A 23,503-nucleotide genomic window follows, 5' to 3' on the forward strand; every position below is an offset into this window, starting at 1 on the left:
TTAATAATTCCAAATGTACATTTTATTTTACCTACGCATCTTTTACATTTGTAAAACCTTTTATAATAGATGGTTTAAGAGAAAGGCATAGCCATTTTGAGAAGAATTTAGTATAGGGAGTTGATGTGAGTGCAATCCATATTGTTAGGTATATTGGCATCTTTTTTCTTTGCGGTGACATTTATACTAAACAGGTCAATGGAACTCTCAGGAGGTAGCTGGCTTTGGAGTGCGTCATTGCGCTATATTTATATGATTCCATTTTTAATGGCAATTGTTTATTTCCGAAAGAATTTATGGCAATTGTTTGTTATTATGCGAGAAAACTTAAAGGCATGGTTTTTTTGGAGCTTTATTGGTTTTGGGATGTTCTATCTGCCTTTATGTTTTGCTGCAGCATATTCTCCAGGGTGGCTTACAGCAGGAACCTGGCAAATTACAATAGTGGCAGGTACTTTATTGACACCATTGTTTTTTGAATTTAAAGAGGGGATTTATTCAAAAAAAGGTATCATACCTAAAAAGCAATTGTTTTTCTCATGCTTTATTTTACTGGGGATTTTATTGATACAGATGGAAAATATGAATCAGTTAACAATAAAGGAATTCTTATTTGGTTTTATCCCAATCCTGATAGCAGCATTTGCTTATCCATTAGGAAACCGTAAAATGATGGAAATTACAAAAGGTCGGTTGGATGCATATCAACGAGTACTAGGAATGACCATAGCCAGCTTACCTCTTTGGATTATGGTCTCCATTCTGGCGCTGTCTACAGTTGGACCACCAAGCCCTATGCAAAATATTCAAACATTGATAGTTGCTATTTCTTCAGGAGTCATTGCCACCGTTCTATTTTTTAAAGCAACCGATCTCGTTAACCGTGATATGAAAAAGATGGCAGCGGTGGAGGCCACTCAATCCATGGAAATTTTGTTTGCTTTAGCAGGAGAGATGATATTCTTATCTATTTTATTTCCGTCCATCTCGGCTATGATTGGAATATTTATTGTCATGTTTGGATTAGTCTTGCATAGCTTAAGTTCTGTTGAGAAGAAAGAGAATACGATTACTGCAAAAGAAATATAAAAAGGTAGAAATATATAAATAGTAATCCTAAAATGTTAATTCTGCTGAAATTGACATTTTTTCTTTTTTTATCTCCTAGTAAGACTTTATTCTGATTAATTTAACAAAAATTTCAGACATCTTTCTTGCCTAGGAGGATGGAAGCATTGTATTATTGGAAAGGTAGTTTGATAAAACCAACAATTTCTTATAACTTCTAACTTCAATACAGTTTATAACCTCCTCTGTTTAGTACATAAATGATTACTTACTCCGCCTCTGTACTTTCTCTTAAATTTCACAAATTGGACTAGTTAATGAATGACTGAATAGAAATACATCTTTAGGATAATGAATTAAATGCTTAAATATTGGAAGGAGTATTGTGAGAAAATGAACTATACAATTTTTAAAGATTACGAAGAAATGTCCACATCCGCGGCTGAAATAATCATACAAGAAATCAATGAAAAACCAAACCTTTTTATAGGTCTCCCTGCAGAAAATAGTCTAAGGCGAGTATTGGAGATATTAGCGAACCAATATTCATTGGGGTTGGTTGATTTTTCAGAGTGCCGTTTTGCAGTTATGTATGAATGGATGGGCAGAAGCACTTATGATGAAGGCAGCTGCAATCAATTCCTCTATAAAGAATTTTTTTCTAAAGTTAATGTCAAAGCTTCACAATTGGTTTTTTTTAACGGAAAATCTGAGATACCTCATAAGGAATGTAAGAGAATTGACAATGATATTATTAAAAACGGGGGATTAGATTTAGTCCTATTGGGAATTGGCGGAGATTGCAAGATTGGTTTTATTAGTCCCAGTAGTTCTTTTTCTTGTTATTCACATGTTCGCCGCATAGGAGATAAGGATTATTATAATCAGTCTGATACACAGGATCTGCCTGCAGCTTACTTGGTAGGATATAAACATATAATGGGAGCACGGGAAGTTATTGTGTTGGCGAATGGTTTGCATAAAGCGCAAATAATCAGGAAAACGTTAAAGGAGAATTTACATTTACATACACAAAAGAAAGTTTTACACCAAAATACAACTTTCTTATTAGATCAGGAAGCTGGAAGCTTATTAAGGGTTTAAAAAACGTACATGGTATAAAAATCAATATTAAGTAAAATAATCAGTCAGCTTTATTACATACCATTTTCTGAATATTCATTATACTATTTATCGGTTTTGAATCAGTGAAGAGGTCGGATAATCGTTTTTTGTATTAGTGATAAAATACGATTTTGTCTTTCATTTTTGAATCACGCCCATTGTTACACTCAGGTTAATTATAATGTTAACTTGTCAAATTATAACGATTGATAAGTAGTAACCATGAATCATGAATAATTATGTAAATAAGCTAATTAAAAATCAGTGCGAATGTACCTATGATATTTTTGTATATATTGTTAAAATATGGGTAACAACTGGTACCGGCTTCAAATTAATCTCAAGTGGAGGAGATAAGATGAAGAGAGAAGTGCAAGTTATACCATATCATATTGATCAACAGCTTGATTCAGTCAATGAGGTGCCAAAGGGCATTGAAATGATTGAAGCCCCTGAAATCTGGAATGTTACGATGGGTGAAGGTGTAACCATTGCAGTGTTGGATACTGGTTGTGATGTGAACCATCCTGATTTGGCAAAGCAAATTATTGGCGGCCGGAATTTTACTACAGACGATGATAGTGACCCTGATAAATTCCAGGATTATAACGGGCATGGTACACATGTGGCGGGAACAATTGCAGCCACGCAAGATAAAAGTGGGGTAGTTGGGGTTGCTCCAGCTGCCAAGCTGCTTATTCTGAAAGTATTGGATAAGGATGGCTTCGGTGAATATGACTGGATTATTAACGGGATTCTTTATGCAATCGAGCAAAAAGCAGATATTATTTCTATGTCTCTAGGGGGAACAGAAGATGTACCTGAGCTGCATGAAGCAATTAAGAAGGCAGTAATGAATAATATTGCAGTTATTTGTGCCGCAGGCAATGATGGAGATGGTAATGAAGAGACGGAAGAGCTTTGCTATCCGGCAGTTTACAACGAAGTCATCAGTGTTGGCGCAATTGATCTCGAACACCGGTCATCCCGATTCTCTAATTCGAATAAGGAGATTGATTTGGTAGCACCTGGTGAGAAAATTCTATCCACTTATTTGAACGGAAAATATGCGACTTTAAGTGGAACATCTATGGCTACGCCTCATGTGGCAGGAGCAATGGCTCTTATTAAGGTTATGACCAATAACAGCTTTGAACGTAACTTAAGTGAGCCGGAAATATATGCACAATTAATAAAGAGAACAATACCGCTTGGGAACTCACCTAAATTAGAGGGAAATGGCTTGCTGTATTTGACAGCCCCTGACTATTTAACAGAGCTGGTTAATAAACTGTCCTTAGATGATGCTATAAATATGTAGATTGTTGACAGTACAAAAGTATTCTTGAATCGTTAAAAAGATTTATGATGCGAATGAGAAGATTTGAAAAGCTTCATTATAACAGTGATAGTAAGATTGGCCGCGTAACCATAAAAAGGACCGCCACACTGAATAGCTAGCTCAGTATGGCAGTCCTTTCGTTTATGTAGGAAATGGATTAGCATTCTTTTTTAATGATGACGATTGATATGGTTTGTGTTGAAGATGCGCCAGCCTCTGTGAGTCAATGCGCCAATAAAGGAAATGAAGAGGAGAGCGCCAGTCCAAATTTCAAATTGTTCAGGAACATAGTTGAAAACGGAAAATGCTAGATTCTCAACTTTAAGGCTAAAAGATAAAATAAGTACAAACAAGCCTATCATTAACAGTTCTTTAAATAAATTAATAAGTTTAATGTTGTTCTGATCCCAGCGAATAAGAAAGAGAGCAATCGCTAGGGCGCCAAATAAATTCCAATCCAATGTCTCCACTCCTTTATTAGTTATTCTTTTAATATATGAAAAATGATTGGTGGGCAGGGCGGATAAAGGGCTTCATTAACGAATGCCAATCATTTAGGGGTACATCGTGAAAATGGATAATTTTGTATTCATTATAAAGGTAGACAAACTTCAGTGGCAATATATATTTTAAGGCAGGAATACGGTTTTAGATGTAGAAATGTTAATGAAGAGGGAATTAAGAATGTCAGGGAGTGGCAATATGGATTATAAGAATTTATACTTTACAGATAGTTTTTTTTCATCTGGCCAAAAAGATATTTATACAAGGGATGAACACATTGTTGGTAAATTAGATTTAAAAAGTGCCTTTACTTCCACAATCGATGTATTAGATTTGAAGGGAAATATTTTGATTAGCGGCAAATTCCCGCTTTTCAGCAACAGGTGGATCGTTACAAATCAAGAGGGGGATGAACTTGGCTTCGTACGTGCAAGATTTAGCTTTTTTGCCAAAAAATACGAGTACACAGCTCATAACCGGGGAGTATTCCGCATTGATTCAGAAACCTTTTCCAAAAGATATGAAATCCTCAGTGAAAAAGGAAAGCAAGTTGGCCGATTTAGAAAAGTCAACTCCATCTTATCAAGTCCTGCCTATGAATTATCTAAAACTTCCAATGAAATCGAAATAGGTGAAATGATAGCTGTTGTCATGGGTGTAAATGCTATTCAAAAAAGGAGTCATTCGGCTGCGAACAGTACCGTATAAACGAGAGATTACTCTTTAAAACTTTAATTGATAGAACTAAAAGAGTAAATAGAGGTGACTTAGCCAGAATGATTGAACGCGATAATAATTGAAGTGCCTCCAATAAGTAATTGAACAATAAAGTTGAAGGCACCATGATAGGTTTTTAATATATCTAATTGGATAATCTTAATAAGTGTTATCATGGTAATAATGGGACAGACAAAATAAGCGAGCTGGGAAAAAGAAAATGTCCAATCCTGAAGTAAGGACTCTGTTAATAAGGGTAAAAGGATAAATAAGTTCATAGCTGTGACTCCATATAAGGATTTTATCGTTATCATCCTTAACCTCCGTTAAAAATTTTCATAATCCATATTAGTATATAATTGAATTTACAAAAAAGTAGTAGAAATTAAGAGTAACAATTTTTAATCAAACAAATGCTATGAGACTAAAATGAACTCTGTAAGCGAGATTATATGGGTTCATTCTAGTTTTTTTTATGTTCTTCTAAGTGACCAACGATTCGTTCCAGAATACTAACCCTTCATGACTTTTCTTTTTTAAAGGCTGTTTTCGTGATGGTTATACCAAATGGGGGTTGATATATTAAGCTTAAAGAGGGAATAACGATATTTTTTATAGTAGACTGAAGATCCGTTAGTATATTTAAGTTGTTGCAACTCAATATTTGATAACTGCCTCAATTGGTTTCGCTGGCTTAAATTAGGAAAGAGTTTAGGTGTGGAAAACACGTATAGACACAACTACATACAAGCTCAAAAATGTCAAAGATCCCCAATATCTTTTATACATTGAATCCCCCATCTAATTAAAATACTACAAGTATTTATATCACATTTCTCTTCGTATTTATTGGATTTTTTTCACTTTATTTTCCTCTAATTTGGGTTTTCGCACTCAACCTTTGACTACTAACAACAAACTATACGAAAAGCCTTTATAAAGGGTAAAATCCTTTGTAGCTTTTCTGTCATACGAATTAATAAGATGACCTATTAAATACTTTAGAAAGGAAGAGTTAATATTTTACGATTTTTGAAGTGTCTGATAAAATTTATGTAGCCAGACGACTATAATAGGAGGGATAGAATGGATACAACCTTGGATAAAGCTGCCATGATCAAAGAATATATCGTGGAAAATCGCCAGTCCTTTAGTGATATGTTATTATCTGAAGCAGTAAATGTCAGGCGGAAAATAGAAGAAATCTTACTGATTGGCAATATTGATTTGATAAATAACGCCCATAAACTGGTTATATACGTTCTTGACCAGGAGAAGAAAGAAGTTATTGATTTTGCTAAGCAAGAAGGCATAGCTTGGGCTACTCATTCCCTTACTTTGAATTTTAAATTGGAATGGGTACAGGCAATAAGAAGAACGATGTGGGCATTTATCAATCAATTTGTTCAACAATCAGAAGAATCTTTTAATATGGAAGATTTTTTTATTATGGAAAAACAAATTAACAATCAAATTGATAGTTTCTTGAATACTTTCTTTATCAGCTATTCGAATTATAAAGATATATTAATTGAAAAGCAGACTAAAATGGTTGAAAATTTATCCGTCCCGATTATACCGATCACACCGACGATTTGTATCTTACCACTAATCGGTGTATGGGATGATAATAGGTCCAAAATTATAGAAAAGAAAGCGTTACAGGCAGTTGGAGAACACCATATCCAAACCTTAATTATTGATTTATCCGGTATAGCTGAGATGGATCCTGATGTTATTGATCAACTAATGAAGTTAATTGAGGGTACTTCAATGATGGGGTGTGAATCCATTATCACAGGACTTCGCCCCGATATTGTACAGCAAATTATCCATATGGGGATTAATTTTGAAAACAAAGCTACTACAATGGGCAGTCTTCAACAAGCTATCAAAAGATTTCTTTAAAACTTTTAAGTAAAAGAAAAGTAGGCCCTGAAAATTCAGGACCTACTTTTTTTGAAATAGCTGGTTAAATAAATAATAATAAACTGATTGCCATTAACGCCATCCCTGCTATCAACCCATAAATGGCATGGTGACCTTCATCATACTTTTTAGCTGCAGGTAATAATTCATCCAACGAAATGAATACCATAATCCCCGCAACCGCCGAAAAGATAATTCCAAACAACATATCAGTTAAGAATGGCATTAACAGTAAGTAAGCTACTAGAGCACCGACTGGCTCTGCCAATCCGGAGAGAAATGAAAGTTTAAAGGCTTTTCGTTTGTCCCCGGTCGCAAAATAGATAGGCACGGCAACCGCTATCCCCTCGGGAATATTGTGAATAGCGATGGCGACTGCAATAGCAATTCCTAAGCCAGGATCCTGTATTGCTGATGTAAATGTAGCGATACCTTCCGGGAAATTGTGAATACCAATTGCCAAAGCGGTAAACACACCCATTTTCATAAGCTCATCACTATGAATTTCACTTCGCGGCTTATTCATGTCCTCCACTTTTTTTGGTTCATGAGGATTCCCTTGCTTTGGGATAAAACGGTCAATTAAGGCGATAAGTAAGATACCGCCAAAAAAACCAACCACAGTCATTGTATAGCCCTTTTCATAGCCTAAAGCACTGACAAGAGAATCTTTTGCCTTAACAAAAATTTCAACCATTGAAACATAAATCATGACGCCGGCAGAAAAGCCAAGGGAAACGGATAAAAATACTTTATTGGTACGAGATGTTAACAGAGCAATCAAGCTCCCGATTCCTGTTGCTAAACCAGCCATGAGTGTTAATGCAAAGGCAAATAAAATAGTTTGATCCATTATGAAAACCTCTCTAACCTTATAACTTAAACATAGTGTACCTTTTTGAATCAAGTAAAATCAAAATATAACTCTATAGATTATAATTCTATACTCTAATTAATATGTTCGTCAAAAGTATATTGTTCATAAAAAATTGAATCTTTAAAATAAATTAGGTATTATAAATTATTACTTCTATTTTGAAAAATATGGAGGATGAAACATTTGGATACTTCTAAAATTACATTAGCTAGTTATTCCGACGAATATATAGAAGGTATAAGAGATTATAAGCTACCCCCTGAACAATATCTATTTACATCATATCCGCTCGAAGCATTAGAACAAGTATATCAGGGTTGTGATAAGTTTCCAGTGTTGATTCTTAATAACGGAAAGGCAGTCGGCTTTTTCTGTTTATACAGTGGAAAAAGGGTGGCTGAAGTGACGACAAACCATAGAGCACTGTTATTAACCAGTTTTTCAGTTAATTATAAATACCAAAAGAGAGGGTTTGCCAAACAAGCATTATACTCCATCTCCAACTTTATCAAAAATCATTTTGAGGAAATTGATGAAGTTGTTCTGCTAGTGAATATGAAAAATATCCCTGCTCAATCCTTATACATAAACTGCGGCTTTAAGGATATGGGGGAGAGGAGAATGGGGAAAAGAGGAGAACAAATGGTTTTGCATTTGAAGATTTAAGGGGATAAGAAATGGAGGAGTTAAAATGGATTTTGTAGAATTAGAAACTAAGCGTTTACAATTAGTAAGATTAAATACCTCTCATCTAAACCAGTATTTTACGATCATGTCTAAACAAGAAGTAATGGAGTATTATGGGATGGAGCCTTTGACCAAAAAGGAAGATGCTGCTTTAATTTTTGCAACTCTGGATAGAGGGCTGGCACTTGGGCAATCCATAAGGTGGGGTATTACTTTAAAGGAATCTGGTCAGTTAATTGGTACAGTTGGCTTAAATAATCTTAGTTTAAAAAGCAAACGTGCCGAGATTGGGTATGAGATTCATCCGGATTTTTGGCGGTTAGGATATGCAACAGAAGCTATTATATCAGTAGTAAACTATTCCTTTCATCAACTTGATTTATTCCGGATAGGGGCTATTACGTATCCGGCTAATACTTCATCTAATCATTTGTTGCTGAAAATGGGTTTTACATTAGAAGGGACACTTCGAGGATATTTATATCAGAGAAATCAATCACATGATGCCTATGTATTTTCAATTACGAAACCGGAATGGAAACACTGATAAATACTCCGCTGTATTATTTTTCGGCGGTTGGACGTATACAGACATTAATAAAGCAAATAACGGAACTTATTGAAAAAGTCCCGTTATACTTCTAAGTTAATATCCTTATAACCCAAACATGATTTGTGTTATTTTCCGTTTCCTTTTTCGCCTGGATTTTATTGTATCAAGTGCAATCGGCTTAGAAATAGCGGGAGGTTTTTTTGTTCCGCTTAATTGGGTCTCAAGATGATCCATTCGAGTTGTTAGTTCATTTACGATTGACAGTAAATCCTCAAGTTCATTTCGATGTTGGAGTAGCTGGATGGACGCAACACCATCCGCTTTTTTATACAGTTTTAATTCAAGTTCATTAACTTTTAGTTTTAGTTTCTCTACCTCTTCGTTATTTGGATGAGAGAGCATTTGAACGGATTGAATTTGATCTTGATTATGATAGTGTTCCAATTGGCTGAATTCTTCCTTTGTAAAGATAAAGTGCCCTTTAGAATTTCTGGCAGGTTCAATAGATAGGTGTTTAACCCAACGTTTAACTGTACTCGATGAAACCCCTAAGATTTTAGCTACTTCGTTTGTATTCATTTTTAATACCACCTTTAGATTTTACTTCTTGCGTCGAAAACTCCACCATTTCTTTTCTGCTGGAACCATATCCTTTTCCTTTAAAGTCTGTTTATCTTGCTTATTTTTTTCTGTTTTGACTTTTCCTTTTTCCTTTGTTTTATTCTTTTTAACGTCTTTAAATTTCACTGTTTTTGGTTTTTCTATTTCTTTTGTAGGTGCCGCATCTCGGAAGCTCATGACCATTTGTTTAAAAGCTTCCTCTCGTTGACGGATGTCATTTCGATACTGGTCTAATTCATTATTCATCGTTTCGAAATACTGCTCGCGATCCTGATACATGGCCTCTGTTACACTTTTAATTTCTTGTTGTGTTTCAGTTACGGACGCAGAGAGGTCTGCAAGTAAGTCACGATAACCATCTGCGGCCGCTTCGGATATCCGTTTGGAAAACGATTCAAAGGCTCCCTCTGAAGACCTCGCAATGGTGGTCGTTAGTGCTCCGAATGTTTCGGATGTACGCTCTGATGCTTTTGAAACATTTAGAGAAAGTTTTCGTAACTCTCCGTTTGTTTTTATATTGGATCGTTGAATCGTTTTCGATAGGCCTTTAATCGTATCAATTGAACCTTGTGAAATTTCTTTTTTTACCTCTTCAATCATAAGGTTCCGATTATTTCGTAACTCTGCTGACATTTCTTTCATTAAATTATTCTTATAATCATCCATGGCTACCAAGAAATCCTCCATCCTTGGTTCAGCTGGTTTTTCTACAACAGCCAAAGAGGTTCCGGAATCTTCAGAAGGGGGTTCTGAAACAGGCTGTTTTTCTTGAGTTAAATGTTTTTGTAGCATGTCCTTAATAATTTCCTTACTAAGATTTTTATCACGCATTTCCTTTATTCTTTTTAAAATTGAAATTTCAACTTCAGTATAAAAACGGGCTCCCTGTTTAGAACGCGGAATAATTAATACGCCATTTAAGTCCTTTTCCCATTGGCGGATTGTTCCTGCAGGTACATTTATTCTCCGTGAAACTTCTTTAATGGAATATGCTCGTAAGATTTGATTATCTTTCATAATTAACAATCCTTTCCCTTTGTCGTTTAGGTATATTTGTATCTTTCTAATACATGTATTCTTCACAGGCAATATACTTTTCCTGCTGCATGACAAAAGCTATCAAAACAAGTTGTATTTCTTCAGTGTCCTTGTTTTTATGTTCATTTCGGGAGGTTTACCTATCTAAAAACAGAGAATGCTGGGAAGGATTCATAATACGGACGAGGCATGGCAATTATATGCACGATAAAGGGGGAAACAGGATAGGTTGAAATATTTTGCGGTAGAAAAAAGTGAAGTTTGTAGCTTAACAGTAAAAAGGTGTAGGACAAAAAAAGCAAATAAAAAAACCCTCAGCAAGTACCTGAGGGCCAAACATTAAGAATGTTCTTTTACAAAGTTATAAACAGAATATCCTAGCATTGCCATTCCGATAAAGAAGACAAACCCGCCTAACAAAACTCCGTTGGAAATACTCTCAAGAACGGTTGTGTTGGAGTATACCTCAATACCATTTGGCTGTATGCTTCCGGAAACTTTAAAATGTCCTATAACAGCAAAAATAATGGAAAGTATAAATAACCCGTATGTTTTTAATTTCATTTGAACCCCACCCTTTGTAGGAATAGTAAAAAAATTTAAATTGTTACAATTATCGTAACAGATTGTGTATATTTTGTGAACAAATAATGCTTAATTATTTTTTTGTTAAGAGATCCTTAATTACGCAGGGCTGATTTCCAGGAATTCATTGTTTGTTGAGCATAAAATTTACGGAAGTAAAAAGGTGAAAAATGAATCATTTAGATTTTGTTATTAGCAATCGGTGCAGTGATGTATTTAGTTTGCGAAAGTAAAACCCAAAGGATCTTATATAGTAGCGAAAGTTGGCGTTGCTAATTTAGAGGGGATACTTCCTTTGAAAAGGTATCCAAATTAATGAAATCAAAAAAGATGTTCATGAGAAAAGGCCAGAGGGCATTTGGCCTCTGACCTGTTTTTTTTCATGGGCTTTCAATTTATGCTAAGATGATTTACTGTCTTTCCAATTTGATAGTAGTAGTTGTTCCCATAGCTGATGCTTCATAGGAAATCACACCATCTTTATAAGTGAAATCTTTAGTGTCAGCACCAGATGCTAACAAGGCACTGTCAGTTTTTTCTTTATCATTTTTAGATGTCCATTCATATTCATTAGTGGATTTAGTTGGCGCTTCATATGTGCCAGACCAGTACAATGATTTTGTTTCCCCTTTATCACTGATCCAGTTGATTTCAATTGTGCCATCTGCAATAGTGGCTTCCTGCCAAGCTTCATCAGAATTGCTATTAATTTGAACCCATGTACCTGAAAGATCTAGTGGTTTAGCAGGTGTATATCCCTCCTGTTTACTACTAGATGAACCGCCACATGCAACTAACCCCGTGCACATTACAAGTGCAAGTATTATGAAAAAAAATTTCTTCATGTTTTTTTTCCTTTCTCACGTAAGATACCTATTTTTGTAATTACATTTTAATGAACATCAGGGAAGAAAGAAATAGTTTTATGCCTTTTGGTAATAAGTTACATTTTCTTGATGACTGCGCTAAGGCAAAGAGAATTCGAATACTTACGGATTAGGCCAAAGAAACTTCCGAATGTCCCTATTGCCAGAATGAATGTATAAATAAAACACAGGAAATGTTTAAATTTATCAGTTAACCACCATAACATTCCGCATTATCTAATAATATGACTGGAGGGGAATAGCTCTATTTGATTGATGAACCTCAGGAAATATAGATAGGATGCAATTATAAGAAGTTAATTGCAATCTTTATTTTTGTATAAATTCATCCTTAAATGAGGCTCTTTTGTTGATAAGCGGCATTAAACGTACTATAGAAAGAGGAATTACACAGTATTTGTTGAAATATAAAGAAGTAATCAGGCAATATATATATTATTTTTTAGAGTAATGTCTACAGTGGAAGCTACATGAGTATGAATCAAGGGGAGATATTCAATGGAATTAGCCGCTCCATTCGCGATGGGGAATACAGCAAATATATATCTTTGGGATAATAAGATTATCAAAGTATTTAAAGAGTATTTACCAGCGACGGAAGCAAGGTATGAAGCTAATAAGCAAAAGCTAGTTTTCTCTTTGGGACTTTCTGTTCCAGAAATAGTGGATGTGACAGTAATAGATGGAAAACAAGCAATCATAATGGAGTACATTAAGGGCAGAACATTTGGCAGTATCGTATCTGAAAACATGAGTAAAGCTGAATATTACATGAGTATGTCGATTGATATACAACAGGAAATACATTCGGTTATTGCTGATTCTCTTGAACTCATGACAGATAAATTAATACGCCAAATTGAACAGGCAGCAGTTTTAAAAAGAAAACATAAGGATATTTTGATACAAAACATGAATGAAATGTCATATGATAAGCGACTTTGCCATGGTGATTTCCATTTATTTAATTTAATCGATTCAGACAATAAAGTAACGATTATTGATTGGGTAGATAGCAGCGTAGGAGATATTCGTGCTGATGTATGTCGGACGTATCTTTTGTATTCAGAAGTTTCAATGGAGTTGGCCGAAATGTATTTGCATCTGTATTGCGTGAGAAGCGGGTTATCAGAAAAGGATGTTTTGCAGTGGATCCCAATTATTGCTGGAGCAAGATTAGCAGAGCATGTTTCCTTGGAAAAATCTAAATATCTATTGGAGATTGTTCATCAGCATTGTCCGCTATAGAATAAGATTTATTAAAATATCCATACTCGTAAGAGGGTTATTAATTTACATAATATTATTATGGTTTTGTATAGATGTAAAAGGTGACAGTTTTAAAATCCCAATAAGTCTTCTTTGAGAGTTAAGAGAATGGAGGTAACAGTATATGAGAAACTATATTATGGGTATGTTAATATTCGTTATACTTCTAATGACAGGTTGTTCAAATAATGCCGATAAAGAAACCATTGCGAATGAATTTCCTCCATCTATGAAGGGACTAGTATTGGTTAATGGAATTGAGTATCAGATGGAGAAAGGGAATTATAATTGGGAAAGGATTATCGGGAGTGAGAAGGAAATGGTGCAAACAGATTACGCCTCTCCTTACCAAATAGCAGACAACATGGAACCAATTAAGGTTAAATCTATTCAAAAAGCCACTATCGAAATTGAAGACAACCCGAATATTAAAATTTATTTATGGAATGAAAAGGGCAGAGGACAAGAAATTGAACATAAAAATAATCAATTTTATATTCCTGCAAGTAAAGGCCGTTATATATATGAGGTATTAGCTGAATGGAATGATGGTACGATTTCTTATACCTTTGTGTTAGATATTGAGTAGCATTAATAAGATTAATTAAAGGGTTTCTTTACTGAGTGAATCGCTCCCTGATATTAAATTTAAAATCTCTATTCCTTCATTATCTTAACCGTTAAATGTATAATATATGAGGTATAATAGTAAAGTTGCTTCATTTATACATAGAATCTTGGAGAGACCAAGGGATTGTAACAAAAAGTATTGAAGTAAAAGCTTATTCGTATTACTATTTTTAAGTAGATATATAGTGGAAAGAGAGTGTTCATAATGGGACGTAAATGGAATAACATTAAAGAGAAAAAGGCTTCTAAGGATGCTAATACCAGTCGTATTTATGCCAAATTTGGACGTGAAATATACGTAGCTGCAAAACAGGGTGAACCAAGCCCCGAATCTAACCAAGCATTAAAAATGGTACTTGAACGTGCAAAAACATACAGTGTACCAAAAGCAATTATTGATCGTGCGATTGAGAAAGCTAAAGGCGGAGCAGAAGAAAACTATGATGAGCTTCGTTATGAAGGTTTTGGGCCAAATGGTTCCATGGTGATTGTGGATGCATTAACGAATAATGTTAATCGTACAGCTTCAGAAGTCCGTGCAGCGTTTGGTAAGAATGGCGGGAATATGGGTGTCAGCGGATCTGTTGCCTATATGTTTGATGCTACAGCAGTTTTTGGTATTGAAGGGAAAACATCTGATGAAGTGCTTGAATTGCTAATGGAAGCAGACATAGATGTTCGTGATATCCTGGAAGAAGATGAGGCGGTTATCATCTATGCAGAACCGCATCAATTCCATGCTGTCCAAGAAGCATTGAAAAATGTGGGAATTACAGAATTCACTGTGGCAGAGCTTACCATGCTTGCTCAAAATGATGTAACGTTGGATCCAGATGCACAGGCGCAATTTGAAAAAATGATTGATGCAATTGAAGATTTAGAGGATGTTCAGCAAGTTTATCATAATGTTGATCTTGGTGAATAATTTTATTTAATGTCTCTCCGGGGTATTCCTTTGGAGAGACTTTTTGTTTAAAGAAAGGGGATACAAGGTAATAGAATGTTAAAACATTTATTACTGGAGGTTTATCATATGCCCTACAAATCTGTTAGTGAACTCCCAGATTCCGTAAAGGACTCGTTACCGCATCATGCTCAGGAAATATTTAAAGAAGCCTTTAATTCGGCAAGAGAAGAATATGATGAAGAAGAAACAGCTTTTAAAGTAGCCTGGAGTGCGGTGAAAAATAAATACAAGAAAAACGATGATGGCGAATGGGTAGAAAAAGAATAGGCTAATTTAAGAGGAATACTCCTTTCGATTATGGAGTATTCCTTGTTTTTTCATAAAGAATTTTTAAATCATAAAATTTAGGGTGATTTAATAAATGAAGATTATCTGATAAGAGAATTTCCTTTAGGGCATCTTCCTTTGAAATGGGGTAGCCAATGCTTTCTTGTTCAACCCATTGCTTTTGTTCAATAATCAGATAGCTGCCATCTTCCAAACATGATATTCCTTTATGATAGGATAAGCCATCATTTAGTTGCTCCCAGTAATCTCGTTCAGTTTCTCCTTGAATGGATGCAAATAGTATATGTAATGGGTCATTTCCAAATACTTTAGCCATCTGACAATCTCCTTACATAACCGATTTAAGAATATGATGTCCGAATGATATTCAGCTATACGGCTAATTCCTAATTGTATAAATTTAGATAAATCCTCAAATAATGAAATCATAATTCAGAAGAAAAAATAAAAAATCGGCAAGCAATAGTAGCTTACCGATTTTGATTGATAAAGATATGCTTATAGGCTTCTTGCACCTAAGTATTTTGGTTTCCAATAGGATGATGTCATATCAGCCTGTACAACACCGCTGGAGCCAGCGTGGATGAATTTATTGTTTCCAACATAGATTCCCATATGAGAAGCACCGGAAGTATATGTTTCAAAGAATACAAAGTCACCTACAGAAGGTGTGTTTACTTTCTTCATAGTAGAGAAGTAAGTTGCTGTGTTAGTACGTGTAAAGCTTGGGCGTTCTTGTTTAACGATATAGTAAATGAACCCGCTGCAATCGAATCCTGATGGTGTTGTTCCACCCCATTTATAAGGAGTGCCAATTAAACTTTTTGCCGTAGCAACCATGCGCTCAGCTTCTGATTTTGTAACCGTACTGCCTGAAGTGGTACCAGTTGAAGTAGTTGATTTGCTTACAACCAATACTTGTCCAACATAAATGGTGTCGCTTTTTAAATTATTCCAAGATTTTAAGTTTGCAACAGTTGTATTATAGGTATTTGCAATTTTCCATAAAGAATCACCGGATTTTACTGTATATTTCTTTGTAGAAGTGCTTGCAGTCGTATTTTCACCAATATTAAGTGTTTGACCTATGTAAATAGTATCAGACGTTAGGTTGTTTTCCTTTTTGATTGCAGACACAGTAGTATTATATTTAACTGCTAATTTCCATAAAGAATCACCTTTAGAAACTGTGACGGTAGCAGCAGAAGCAGCACCAGCAAAAATAGAAGACGCCAGGACAGCGGTAGCAGTAATAGATAAAACTTTATTCTTCATGTTGACCCCCACTAAACTTAGTAAAATTTTAAAGTACTAGCCTAGTGTAGTAGATTCGACAAAAAATTACTAGGTATGTTTCCTAAATGTAACAAAACAGAAAGTTTATTGTAATAAAAGTGAGTTTTCTGTGTTTTGGATAAGTTTACTTAATTGTAAAATTTTTATATTCAGTAGCGACCTGAGTGTTAACCTCTACATGGTTTATTCGACTATATTTTGGGCCTATTCTAATTTTGCCAAGAAAATGATCCAATGCTTCTTCTGTTCCTTGTGCAACAATTTCTACATCACCATTTACTAAATTACGCACCCACCCGTGTATATCATAATCTTTTGCTGTAAGCAGAGTAAAATAGCGAAATCCTACACCTTGAACAATCCCAGAGACAATTATGTGATATTGCTTCATTATTTATCCTCCTATTCTGATATATAGATAGAATCCCAATATCTTTAATCCCAAGCATCTCAAATATTTAGAATTTACATGAGTGTACAAGACTAGGTGCTTCAGCACTACTTGTTTTAAGAATTCATATTTCTATATTTTAATGGTACTTATTTTTTATTTAACTATCAACAATAGGATGACGTACTAACCAAAGCTCTAATGGAATTCCTTATATGGTAGAATATAGTAAATAAAATTTATAGGGAGTAGGAGAGTGTCGTGTTGAAATACATATATTTAGTTCGACATTGTGAGGCTACCGGACAGGGTTCTGAATGTAATTTAACAGAAAAAGGGAAAATACAGGCGAGGGAACTAGCTGATTTTTTTAACTCTATTTCAATAGAGCGTATAGTCTGCAGTCCATATAAAAGGGCAATTGAGTCTTCTGAAGCAATTGCTGAAGAAAAGAATATACAGCTCGAATATGATGATCGTTTAAAGGAACGGATCTTATCTGGACATGATTTACCTGATTGGAAAAATAGATTATACCAATCGTTTTTGGAACGCGATGTTAAATTAGCCGGAGGAGAATCCAGCAATGAGGCTGCTAAAAGAGGTTTTACTGTAATAAAGGAGGCATTGGATAGCGAGAATCTCAATATATTAATCGTAACACATGGTAACTTACTGACTTTAATCCTAAATCATCTGGATGAATCCTTTGGTTACGAAACTTGGTTGGGTCTGACTAATCCGGATGTGTATTGTTTAAAGATAGATGAGGATCAAAGCAATATCACAAGGGTGTGGAAGTAAGTCACTGATGACATCTCCGTTTTTGATTAGCAAGGTGAATAGGAGAGAATAAAATTTAGATTTCATGTCTTAGCATACATATTAATGGTTACTTTCCATGACTCGTTTAAATTTGTCGGAGGTTTATAAAATGAAAAAAAGAATCATTTTAACAGGTGGGGGATCAACTGGGCATGTTGCTGTCAATTTGGCGCTCATTCCCTATTTGATTGAAAGGGATTGGGAGATTTACTATATAGGATCTAAAGAGGGAATTGAAGTCTCTTTGATAAAGGAGTTTGATCGTGTCACTTATTTTCCAATATCCACAGGTAAACTTCGCAGATATATGGATATAAAAAATGTAAAAGACCCTTTTAATATTTTGAAAGGCTTTATGCAATCAAGAAAGATTATTAAGCGGTTACAGCCGTCCATAATCTTTTCAAAAGGTGGCTTTGTTTCCGTTCCTGTCATTCTTGCTGCGGCGAGTAGAAAAGTACCGATCATTTCGCATGAGTCAGACATTACACCAGGGTTGGCCAATAAGCTATCATTGCCTTTTGTTCAAAAAATTTGTTATACCTTTCCGGAGGCTAAAAATCATATTCCTGCAGAAAAGTCTTTTTTCTTAGGGCCCATCGTAAGAGATGAACTGCGTCAGGGTGACCCATCGATTGGAATGAAAATATGCCAATTTAATACAAGGAAACCTGGATTATTGATCATGGGAGGCAGTCAGGGTTCTGAAGCAGTGAATAAGGCTGTGCGTAAGGACTTGGATCGATTGCTCAAAACCTTTAATGTCATTCATTTATGCGGAAAAGGAAAGGTAGATTCCACCCTACATCGTGATGGATATGCTCAGTTTGAATATATTAACCAAGGCTTGGCAGATATATTGGCTATGACAGCTGTGGCTGTTTCAAGGGCCGGTTCAAATTCTATTTTTGAATTTTTAAGTTTAAAAATTCCAATGGTCTTAATCCCGTTATCAAGGAAAGCCAGCAGAGGCGATCAAATCATGAATGCTGAATCATTTAAAAAGCAGGGTTTTGCCTATGTTATTGAAGAGGATGAGCTTTCGTTAAACACGTTAGCTGATAAGGTAGAAACTATATTTAAAAACAAACAGATGATTATCGATAAAATGAACAATTTTGAGGAAGAAGATGGACTGGAACGCTTGTATGAATTGATTGATACCTATAAAATTTAATGTTGAAATGATAAGTATTATTCTATATACGAAAAAAGCATTAAAACAGAACACTAAACAGGATTTGTAGCCAAAAAGTAGGAGTGTCGGAGCAATGAATCTTAAATGTTATACCCAATATGATGGACTTGGGTTAGCGAAGCTTGTAAAGGAAAAACAAGTATCCGCAATAGAATTAATAGAGGACGCATTTGAACAAATAAATGAACTAAATCCTAAAACAAATGCAGTTGTTCGAACTAGATTCGAAAAGGCAATGATGGAAACTGGAAAGTCTGAATCTATATACGGACCTTTTGCAGGAGTACCTATCTTATTAAAAGACTTATCACAATCTATTAAAGGCGAACCGATTACAGCGGGTTCAAAATTACATGTAAATCGGATTGCTAAACGGGATTCTAATTTTGTGAAAAAAATTCGTGAGGCAGGATTTGTCATTATTGGACAGACGAGTTCTCCGGAGTTTGGTCTGAAAAATATTACTGAGCCAGCTGTATATGGAGCGACACGTAATCCATGGAACCTGCAGCATTCATCGGGTGGATCAAGCGGCGGAGCATCAGCCAGTATAACTTCAGGTATGGTCCCAATTAGCGGTGCCAGTGATGGCGGCGGCTCTATTCGTATACCGGCATCATTCACTGGATTAGTAGGCTTGAAGCCAACAAGGGGAAGGACACCCGTTGGTCCAGGTGTGGGCCGCCAATGGCATGGAGCTGCGGTAGATTTTGCCTTAACCAAAACGGTTCGTGATAGTGCAGCTATGCTGGATGCCTTGCAAATCATTCAGCCGGATACTGCCTTTCAGGTACCTTTATATAATGGGAGCTATTTGAAGGAGCTTTCGAATCCATTGAAAGAAAGGTTTAAAATTGCTTTTTCCACAAAGTCTCCGGTGGGAACACCCGTTAGTGAAGAAGCTGTAGAAGCGGTACATAAGACAGTCAAATGGCTGGAACAGGCAGGGTTCACCGTTGAAGAATGTGATAATGGGGTAGATGGAATCCGCCTTATGGAAAATTACTATATTATGAATAGCGGAGAAATGGCAGCAGATATACTGTCCATTGAGGAAGCCATTGGACGGCCGATTACCGTTAATGATATAGAGATAGTCACATGGGTACTCAGAACTGCCGGGCAGAATGTATCAGCTGTTCAATTTACACGCAGTTTAGCTGAATGGGATACGGCAGCTGCACAAATGGCCAGGTTCAATGAGGATTATGATTTGTATTTGACGCCGGCAACAGCTTTCTCAGCTCCAAAGGTGGGCGAATTGACGCATACGGATGAACAGAGCTTGCAGTTATTGAAAGTATATGAACTAAAACCCTCTGAACAGTTAGCAATGGTCTATGAAATGTTTAAACCAAGTTTAACGTATACGCCTTTTACACAGTTGGCGAACATCATCGGACAGCCTGCGATTAGCTTGCCTGTTCATATGACAGATTCTGGCTTACCCCTTGGAGTGCAATTGATGGCTCCAAAGGGAAGGGAAGATTGGCTTCTTAAAATAGGAGCGTTGTTAGAGCAATCCGATATATGGGTTGGACAGAAAGGGAATCCATATATTGGATGGCGATAAAAGTGATAGATCGACTAGAAGATGCGTGTAATTCAGTTGGTCAATTAAAACAGTCATTTCACTTGTTTATATTTATGTGAATTCCTATATATCAAAAATATCTTCCGTTTACATTTTCAACATGATATATTAATAGTACGAAAATTTAAAACAATCATAAGTGCTCACTTTTGTGAGGTAAAAGGGAATCCAGTGTAAATCTGGAACAGCCCCCGCTACTGTAAGAGCTGATGAAATCACGTGACCACCTTTAAAAGAGGGAAGGTGTGAGAGTAAAGTGAAGCTCAGAGTCAGGAAACCTGCTTATGAATGTGTATTGCTTACTTTTCGGTGGGAAAAGGGATGGCGAACGTAGAGATGATTGTGTCTTTGCGCTGATTTTGACAGCGTTTTTTTGTCTGTGCATGAATCAAGCCTGTTTTCCTTAATCGGGAAGACAGGCTTTTTTATGTTTAATATTTCAGCGTAAATTCGCTAAATATAAATAAATTTTGAAAAAGGGAGAATAGTGAGATGAAAAAGATTGCAAGCTTATCACTTTTGGTGTTCTTATCCGTTTTTGCATTGTTTGCATGCGGAAATGATGAGACAGTAAACAACCAGGAAAAAGAAACAAACCAGGAAACAAGTGAGTATCCGAAAACCTTAACAGACGGTCGTGGGGAAGAGGTGACCCTTAAAGAAAAACCTTCAAGGATTGTTTCGACCACATTGGCTATTGATGAATATTTATTGCCTTTGGTTGATGAGGAGCGGATTGCCGCGGTAACGAAAATGTCTACAGACTCAGGGATTTCGAATGTAGCAGATCTAACAGATGGAATTGATACAAAAATTGAATCAGTCACATCTGAATTGGTGCTGTCACTTCAGCCTGATTTAGTGCTGATTCCTTCCTATGTAGATCCTGAGGTTCTTAAACAAATTGATGCTGCAGACATCACCACCTACCAACTTAAAGATGATTCCTCTATATCAGGTGTATTGGATGGTCTAATGGAGGTTGGTACCATTGTTGGCGAGGAAGATAAAGCAGAAGAAATCATAGCTGATGTCAAAAAGAGGATGTCAGATTTACAAACGAAAGCAAAAGCACAAACAGATAAAAAACGAGTGGTTTACTGGACACAGCAAAATTCTTCAGTTACTGAGAATACTACAATAGGAGAAATCATCACCTTAGCAGGCGGGATAAATGCCATTACAGAAGCGGGCATTACCGGTGAAGAGTATCCTGATTATCCAAATCTTTCAAAGGAAAAATTAGTTGAGATAAATCCAGATGTGATTATTACAAGCGATTGGCAGTATGACGGTTCAAAAGCAACATTCGTCGAGGAATGGCAAAAGGATCCGGCACTTAAAAATCTTAAAGCCTTTAAGAATAATGAAGTGCATGTGATAGATAGCGCAAATTTAACAACGGCTTCCCATTTTGTGATTGAGGGAGCAGAAGATATTTATCAAGTTTTATATGGAGAATAATATGGTTTGTAAACAGTCTAAACAGGTTCTTATTTTTGGAATCCTGATTTGTTCCTTGCTCGTATCGTTACTTTTAGCAACCATGTATGGCGGGGTCATCGTTCCATTTACGGAAACTGTGAAAGTATTACTCTCACTGCTTCCATTTATAGAGTTTGACTATAACCCAATGTATGAAACAATCCTTGTGCAGATTCGCCTGGGGCGGGTTGTTGTGGCTGGATTAGTCGGGGCAGCCTTGGCAATATCGGGAGTCGTGATGCAAAGTGTGTTTCGCAACCCGATGGCTGACCCCGGCATAATTGGTGTTTCATCAGGTGGAGCATTCGGAGGTGTACTGGCCATCTATTTTGGTTTGGCCGCGATCCATTCTCTTTTCGTCCCATTAATGGGCTTTATCCTTGCTGCATTGACTTTGTTTGCAATTTATATGATTGCGACCAATCAAGGAAGGACCTCAGTACTGACATTGCTGCTGACGGGTATTGCGATTAGTTCTTTTTTATCAGCCTGTACCTCTCTGCTAATCTCTTTTTCGAATGCAGGAGTGATGCAGCAGATTGTCCAATGGATGATGGGGAACTTAAACGGGCGTGATTGGAGTCATGTACAAATATTAACTGTTCCTGTTTTATTTTCGATTTGTGTCTTTTTGTACCATGCCAACGACTTAGATATCTTTCTGCTGGGTGAAGAGCAGGCCCAGAATATGGGGATTTCCGTTCAGCGCACCCGTAATCTATTGTTAATTACTGCTTCATTAGTAACTGGAATGAGTGTCTCATTAACGGGAGCCATCGGTTTTGTTGGTCTGATTGTCCCTCATATGATCCGTATGATCATTGGGCCCTCGCATCGAAATTTACTACTGGCTAGTGTCTTAGGGGGAGCGAGTTTCTTGATTCTTGCTGACTTAATATCCCGTTTGGCCATTAGGCCTGCTGAGATTCAAATCGGTAGTATTACAGCTTTTTTTGGCGCTCCGTTTTTCCTTTATTTAATTTTAAAAAATAGGCTGTGTTAAATTTCAATGTTGATATTAGGTGAGATTAAAGGGAAACCTTATCAATAAGGTTTCCCACCATCTGTTTATCACGAACGATTTTACAACCAACCCACAGATATTATGTCATCGTGGAAAAACTCAATCACATATTTTGATAAAGGGCAGTAAATCCACTGGTCTGGTCCCATACTCATAATCTCTTCAATATTGTCCAAAGCTGTCGTTAATGAAGTCTTGACCACAGGGTATTTGTATAATCCGACAATTATATAGACTGGTAACGTATTTTCCAAACTTTGTTGTGATAGGAAAAACGGTATATTTGAAATATCTTCGTTCGGGATAACTATTTTGTTACTCAACTTATCCCAATCAATTCTTCCGTACCACGCAATCGGAAAGCATTCTGTCATTTCAGTTTCAACCTTATCACTTTCTTTTTCATCTAATATTTCCACTTTATCTTTATCAGGGAATAGTTCTAACATCTCCGTAATTCGTCGTTCGGTTTCTAATTTTTCTTCATTCTTTTTTCTTTCTCTCAGTATTTCTTCCAAACGCCTTTTTCTTTCTTCTCTTTCCATAAGTTAATTCTCCCTTTCAGATAGCTGTGCTAAATAAACAGGTTTTTCAAAATAGAGA

27 protein-coding genes and 1 riboswitch are annotated in these 23,503 nt (G+C 36.0%); of the genes, 16 read left to right on the forward strand and 11 right to left on the reverse strand.

Annotated features, from left to right (window positions below; translation table 11 throughout):
- Window positions 1–129 precede the first annotated feature (129 nt).
- The 3 genes from FHY47_RS02850 (at window position 130) to FHY47_RS02860 (ending at window position 3,514) form a co-directional block, all read left to right on the forward strand.
- Window positions 130–1,089, forward strand: a complete 960-nt coding sequence (locus tag FHY47_RS02850; protein WP_148629611.1) for a DMT family transporter — start codon at window positions 130–132, stop codon at window positions 1,087–1,089.
- Window positions 1,090–1,461: 372 nt separating this feature from the next.
- Window positions 1,462–2,172, forward strand: a complete 711-nt coding sequence (locus FHY47_RS02855; protein WP_066099884.1) for a 6-phosphogluconolactonase — start codon at window positions 1,462–1,464, stop codon at window positions 2,170–2,172.
- 379 nt (window positions 2,173–2,551) lie between these two features.
- Complete coding sequence (locus tag FHY47_RS02860; protein ID WP_066099880.1) at window positions 2,552–3,514, forward strand: S8 family peptidase; 963 nt, start codon at window positions 2,552–2,554, stop codon at window positions 3,512–3,514.
- A gap of 191 nt (window positions 3,515–3,705) precedes the next feature.
- Here the strand turns inward: FHY47_RS02860 and FHY47_RS02865 are convergent, their stop codons facing one another.
- A complete protein-coding gene (locus FHY47_RS02865; protein ID WP_066099877.1) occupies window positions 3,706–3,996 on the reverse strand; it encodes a hypothetical protein in 291 nt (96 codons plus the stop codon).
- 241 nt (window positions 3,997–4,237) lie between these two features.
- On the opposite strand from FHY47_RS02865, the gene FHY47_RS02870 reads away from it, so the two are divergent.
- Window positions 4,238–4,747 (forward strand): LURP-one-related family protein, encoded by a 510-nt coding sequence (locus tag FHY47_RS02870; RefSeq protein WP_066102213.1) that lies wholly within the window; start codon window positions 4,238–4,240, stop codon window positions 4,745–4,747.
- Between the two features lie 59 nt (window positions 4,748–4,806).
- On the opposite strand, the gene FHY47_RS02875 is transcribed toward FHY47_RS02870, so the two are convergent.
- Entirely contained in the window at window positions 4,807–5,070 is a 264-nt protein-coding gene (locus FHY47_RS02875; RefSeq protein WP_066099872.1) for a hypothetical protein, read from the reverse strand.
- Window positions 5,071–5,842: 772 nt separating this feature from the next.
- Between FHY47_RS02875 and FHY47_RS02880 the strand changes: the two genes are divergently transcribed.
- Window positions 5,843–6,664: an STAS domain-containing protein gene (locus FHY47_RS02880; RefSeq protein ID WP_066099869.1), complete on the forward strand. Its 822-nt coding sequence runs from the start codon at window positions 5,843–5,845 to the stop codon at window positions 6,662–6,664.
- A gap of 64 nt (window positions 6,665–6,728) precedes the next feature.
- On the opposite strand, the gene zupT is transcribed toward FHY47_RS02880, so the two are convergent.
- Window positions 6,729–7,538, reverse strand: a complete 810-nt coding sequence (gene zupT, locus FHY47_RS02885) for a zinc transporter ZupT (RefSeq protein WP_066099864.1) — start codon at window positions 7,536–7,538, stop codon at window positions 6,729–6,731.
- A gap of 207 nt (window positions 7,539–7,745) precedes the next feature.
- On the opposite strand from zupT, the gene FHY47_RS02890 reads away from it, so the two are divergent.
- Both FHY47_RS02890 and FHY47_RS02895 read left to right on the forward strand, forming a co-directional pair.
- Window positions 7,746–8,228 carry a GNAT family N-acetyltransferase gene (locus FHY47_RS02890; RefSeq protein WP_175354207.1) on the forward strand — a complete coding sequence of 161 codons (483 nt, stop codon included), beginning with the start codon at window positions 7,746–7,748 and terminating at the stop codon, window positions 8,226–8,228.
- A 25-nt stretch (window positions 8,229–8,253) separates the two neighbouring features.
- Complete coding sequence (locus tag FHY47_RS02895; RefSeq protein WP_066099858.1) at window positions 8,254–8,796, forward strand: GNAT family N-acetyltransferase; 543 nt, start codon at window positions 8,254–8,256, stop codon at window positions 8,794–8,796.
- 108 nt (window positions 8,797–8,904) lie between these two features.
- Here FHY47_RS02895 and FHY47_RS02900 read toward each other — a convergent pair whose 3' ends face one another.
- From FHY47_RS02900 to FHY47_RS02915, 4 genes are all read right to left on the reverse strand, one after another.
- Window positions 8,905–9,381, reverse strand: coding sequence for a MerR family transcriptional regulator (locus tag FHY47_RS02900; protein WP_066099855.1), 477 nt, complete (start codon window positions 9,379–9,381; stop codon window positions 8,905–8,907).
- 21 nt (window positions 9,382–9,402) lie between these two features.
- Window positions 9,403–10,440, reverse strand: a complete 1,038-nt coding sequence (locus FHY47_RS02905) for a MerR family transcriptional regulator (RefSeq protein WP_066099853.1) — start codon at window positions 10,438–10,440, stop codon at window positions 9,403–9,405.
- A 360-nt stretch (window positions 10,441–10,800) separates the two neighbouring features.
- On the reverse strand, window positions 10,801–11,025 hold the full coding sequence (locus FHY47_RS02910; RefSeq protein WP_139891144.1) for a hypothetical protein: 225 nt from the start codon (window positions 11,023–11,025) through the stop codon (window positions 10,801–10,803).
- Between the two features lie 431 nt (window positions 11,026–11,456).
- The gene (locus FHY47_RS02915; protein ID WP_066099846.1) at window positions 11,457–11,891 is read right to left on the reverse strand and encodes an LptM family lipoprotein; all 435 of its coding nucleotides are present in this window, start codon (window positions 11,889–11,891) and stop codon (window positions 11,457–11,459) included.
- A 540-nt stretch (window positions 11,892–12,431) separates the two neighbouring features.
- On the opposite strand from FHY47_RS02915, the gene FHY47_RS02920 reads away from it, so the two are divergent.
- From FHY47_RS02920 to FHY47_RS02935, 4 genes are all read left to right on the forward strand, one after another.
- Window positions 12,432–13,181: an aminoglycoside phosphotransferase family protein gene (locus FHY47_RS02920; RefSeq protein WP_148629612.1), complete on the forward strand. Its 750-nt coding sequence runs from the start codon at window positions 12,432–12,434 to the stop codon at window positions 13,179–13,181.
- Window positions 13,182–13,326: 145 nt separating this feature from the next.
- Window positions 13,327–13,791 carry a hypothetical protein gene (locus tag FHY47_RS02925; RefSeq protein ID WP_148629613.1) on the forward strand — a complete coding sequence of 155 codons (465 nt, stop codon included), beginning with the start codon at window positions 13,327–13,329 and terminating at the stop codon, window positions 13,789–13,791.
- 246 nt (window positions 13,792–14,037) lie between these two features.
- On the forward strand, window positions 14,038–14,757 hold the full coding sequence (locus FHY47_RS02930; RefSeq protein ID WP_066099835.1) for a YebC/PmpR family DNA-binding transcriptional regulator: 720 nt from the start codon (window positions 14,038–14,040) through the stop codon (window positions 14,755–14,757).
- Between the two features lie 108 nt (window positions 14,758–14,865).
- On the forward strand, window positions 14,866–15,066 hold the full coding sequence (locus FHY47_RS02935) for a ChaB family protein (RefSeq protein WP_066102205.1): 201 nt from the start codon (window positions 14,866–14,868) through the stop codon (window positions 15,064–15,066).
- Window positions 15,067–15,094: 28 nt separating this feature from the next.
- On the opposite strand, the gene FHY47_RS02940 is transcribed toward FHY47_RS02935, so the two are convergent.
- The 3 genes from FHY47_RS02940 to FHY47_RS02950 all read right to left on the reverse strand — a co-directional run bounded on the left by FHY47_RS02940 (window position 15,095) and on the right by FHY47_RS02950 (window position 16,774).
- A complete protein-coding gene (locus tag FHY47_RS02940) occupies window positions 15,095–15,403 on the reverse strand; it encodes a hypothetical protein (RefSeq protein ID WP_148629614.1) in 309 nt (102 codons plus the stop codon).
- Window positions 15,404–15,585: 182 nt separating this feature from the next.
- Entirely contained in the window at window positions 15,586–16,362 is a 777-nt protein-coding gene (locus FHY47_RS02945; RefSeq protein WP_066099829.1) for a C40 family peptidase, read from the reverse strand.
- A 145-nt stretch (window positions 16,363–16,507) separates the two neighbouring features.
- Window positions 16,508–16,774 (reverse strand): acylphosphatase, encoded by a 267-nt coding sequence (locus FHY47_RS02950; RefSeq protein ID WP_066099827.1) that lies wholly within the window; start codon window positions 16,772–16,774, stop codon window positions 16,508–16,510.
- Window positions 16,775–17,038: 264 nt separating this feature from the next.
- Here FHY47_RS02950 and FHY47_RS02955 point away from each other — a divergent pair, with 264 nt between their 5' ends.
- The 5 genes from FHY47_RS02955 (at window position 17,039) to FHY47_RS02975 (ending at window position 22,879) form a co-directional block, all read left to right on the forward strand.
- On the forward strand, window positions 17,039–17,578 hold the full coding sequence (locus tag FHY47_RS02955) for a histidine phosphatase family protein (RefSeq protein WP_148629615.1): 540 nt from the start codon (window positions 17,039–17,041) through the stop codon (window positions 17,576–17,578).
- Window positions 17,579–17,708: 130 nt separating this feature from the next.
- Window positions 17,709–18,776, forward strand: a complete 1,068-nt coding sequence (locus tag FHY47_RS02960) for an undecaprenyldiphospho-muramoylpentapeptide beta-N-acetylglucosaminyltransferase (RefSeq protein WP_066099816.1) — start codon at window positions 17,709–17,711, stop codon at window positions 18,774–18,776.
- 94 nt (window positions 18,777–18,870) lie between these two features.
- Window positions 18,871–20,370 carry an amidase gene (locus FHY47_RS02965; protein WP_148629616.1) on the forward strand — a complete coding sequence of 500 codons (1,500 nt, stop codon included), beginning with the start codon at window positions 18,871–18,873 and terminating at the stop codon, window positions 20,368–20,370.
- A gap of 141 nt (window positions 20,371–20,511) precedes the next feature.
- A riboswitch (cobalamin riboswitch) is annotated at window positions 20,512–20,691 on the forward strand.
- A gap of 192 nt (window positions 20,692–20,883) precedes the next feature.
- On the forward strand, window positions 20,884–21,855 hold the full coding sequence (locus FHY47_RS02970; RefSeq protein ID WP_066099809.1) for an ABC transporter substrate-binding protein: 972 nt from the start codon (window positions 20,884–20,886) through the stop codon (window positions 21,853–21,855).
- Window positions 21,845–22,879 carry a FecCD family ABC transporter permease gene (locus FHY47_RS02975; RefSeq protein WP_148629617.1) on the forward strand — a complete coding sequence of 345 codons (1,035 nt, stop codon included), beginning with the start codon at window positions 21,845–21,847 and terminating at the stop codon, window positions 22,877–22,879. The genes FHY47_RS02970 and FHY47_RS02975 overlap by 11 nt, the downstream gene beginning before the upstream one ends.
- A gap of 80 nt (window positions 22,880–22,959) precedes the next feature.
- Here FHY47_RS02975 and FHY47_RS02980 read toward each other — a convergent pair whose 3' ends face one another.
- Window positions 22,960–23,445 (reverse strand): CDI toxin immunity protein, encoded by a 486-nt coding sequence (locus FHY47_RS02980; RefSeq protein WP_077248052.1) that lies wholly within the window; start codon window positions 23,443–23,445, stop codon window positions 22,960–22,962.
- Window positions 23,446–23,503: the final 58 nt, after the last annotated feature.

The sequence above is a fragment of the Bacillus sp. E214 genome, from assembly GCF_008087365.1.
Classification (GTDB): domain Bacteria; phylum Bacillota; class Bacilli; order Bacillales; family Pradoshiaceae; genus Pradoshia.

Coding starts and splice junctions, on each gene's coding strand:
- FHY47_RS02880 (WP_066099869.1), top strand. CDS start 5,843: ATGGATACAACCTTGGATAAAGCTGCCATGATCAAAGAATATATCGTG.
- FHY47_RS02915 (WP_066099846.1), bottom strand. CDS start 11,891: ATGAAGAAATTTTTTTTCATAATACTTGCACTTGTAATGTGCACGGGG.
- FHY47_RS02930 (WP_066099835.1), top strand. CDS start 14,038: ATGGGACGTAAATGGAATAACATTAAAGAGAAAAAGGCTTCTAAGGAT.
- FHY47_RS02855 (WP_066099884.1), top strand. CDS start 1,462: ATGAACTATACAATTTTTAAAGATTACGAAGAAATGTCCACATCCGCG.
- FHY47_RS02900 (WP_066099855.1), bottom strand. CDS start 9,381: ATGAATACAAACGAAGTAGCTAAAATCTTAGGGGTTTCATCGAGTACA.
- FHY47_RS02970 (WP_066099809.1), top strand. CDS start 20,884: ATGAAAAAGATTGCAAGCTTATCACTTTTGGTGTTCTTATCCGTTTTT.
- zupT (WP_066099864.1), bottom strand. CDS start 7,538: ATGGATCAAACTATTTTATTTGCCTTTGCATTAACACTCATGGCTGGT.
- FHY47_RS02935 (WP_066102205.1), top strand. CDS start 14,866: ATGCCCTACAAATCTGTTAGTGAACTCCCAGATTCCGTAAAGGACTCG.
- FHY47_RS02940 (WP_148629614.1), bottom strand. CDS start 15,403: ATGGCTAAAGTATTTGGAAATGACCCATTACATATACTATTTGCATCC.
- FHY47_RS02910 (WP_139891144.1), bottom strand. CDS start 11,025: ATGAAATTAAAAACATACGGGTTATTTATACTTTCCATTATTTTTGCT.
- FHY47_RS02920 (WP_148629612.1), top strand. CDS start 12,432: ATGGAATTAGCCGCTCCATTCGCGATGGGGAATACAGCAAATATATAT.
- FHY47_RS02925 (WP_148629613.1), top strand. CDS start 13,327: ATGAGAAACTATATTATGGGTATGTTAATATTCGTTATACTTCTAATG.
- FHY47_RS02945 (WP_066099829.1), bottom strand. CDS start 16,362: ATGAAGAATAAAGTTTTATCTATTACTGCTACCGCTGTCCTGGCGTCT.
- FHY47_RS02870 (WP_066102213.1), top strand. CDS start 4,238: ATGGATTATAAGAATTTATACTTTACAGATAGTTTTTTTTCATCTGGC.
- FHY47_RS02860 (WP_066099880.1), top strand. CDS start 2,552: ATGAAGAGAGAAGTGCAAGTTATACCATATCATATTGATCAACAGCTT.
- FHY47_RS02980 (WP_077248052.1), bottom strand. CDS start 23,445: ATGGAAAGAGAAGAAAGAAAAAGGCGTTTGGAAGAAATACTGAGAGAA.
- FHY47_RS02960 (WP_066099816.1), top strand. CDS start 17,709: ATGAAAAAAAGAATCATTTTAACAGGTGGGGGATCAACTGGGCATGTT.
- FHY47_RS02950 (WP_066099827.1), bottom strand. CDS start 16,774: ATGAAGCAATATCACATAATTGTCTCTGGGATTGTTCAAGGTGTAGGA.
- FHY47_RS02975 (WP_148629617.1), top strand. CDS start 21,845: ATGGAGAATAATATGGTTTGTAAACAGTCTAAACAGGTTCTTATTTTT.
- FHY47_RS02875 (WP_066099872.1), bottom strand. CDS start 5,070: ATGATAACGATAAAATCCTTATATGGAGTCACAGCTATGAACTTATTT.
- FHY47_RS02905 (WP_066099853.1), bottom strand. CDS start 10,440: ATGAAAGATAATCAAATCTTACGAGCATATTCCATTAAAGAAGTTTCA.
- FHY47_RS02895 (WP_066099858.1), top strand. CDS start 8,254: ATGGATTTTGTAGAATTAGAAACTAAGCGTTTACAATTAGTAAGATTA.
- FHY47_RS02965 (WP_148629616.1), top strand. CDS start 18,871: ATGAATCTTAAATGTTATACCCAATATGATGGACTTGGGTTAGCGAAG.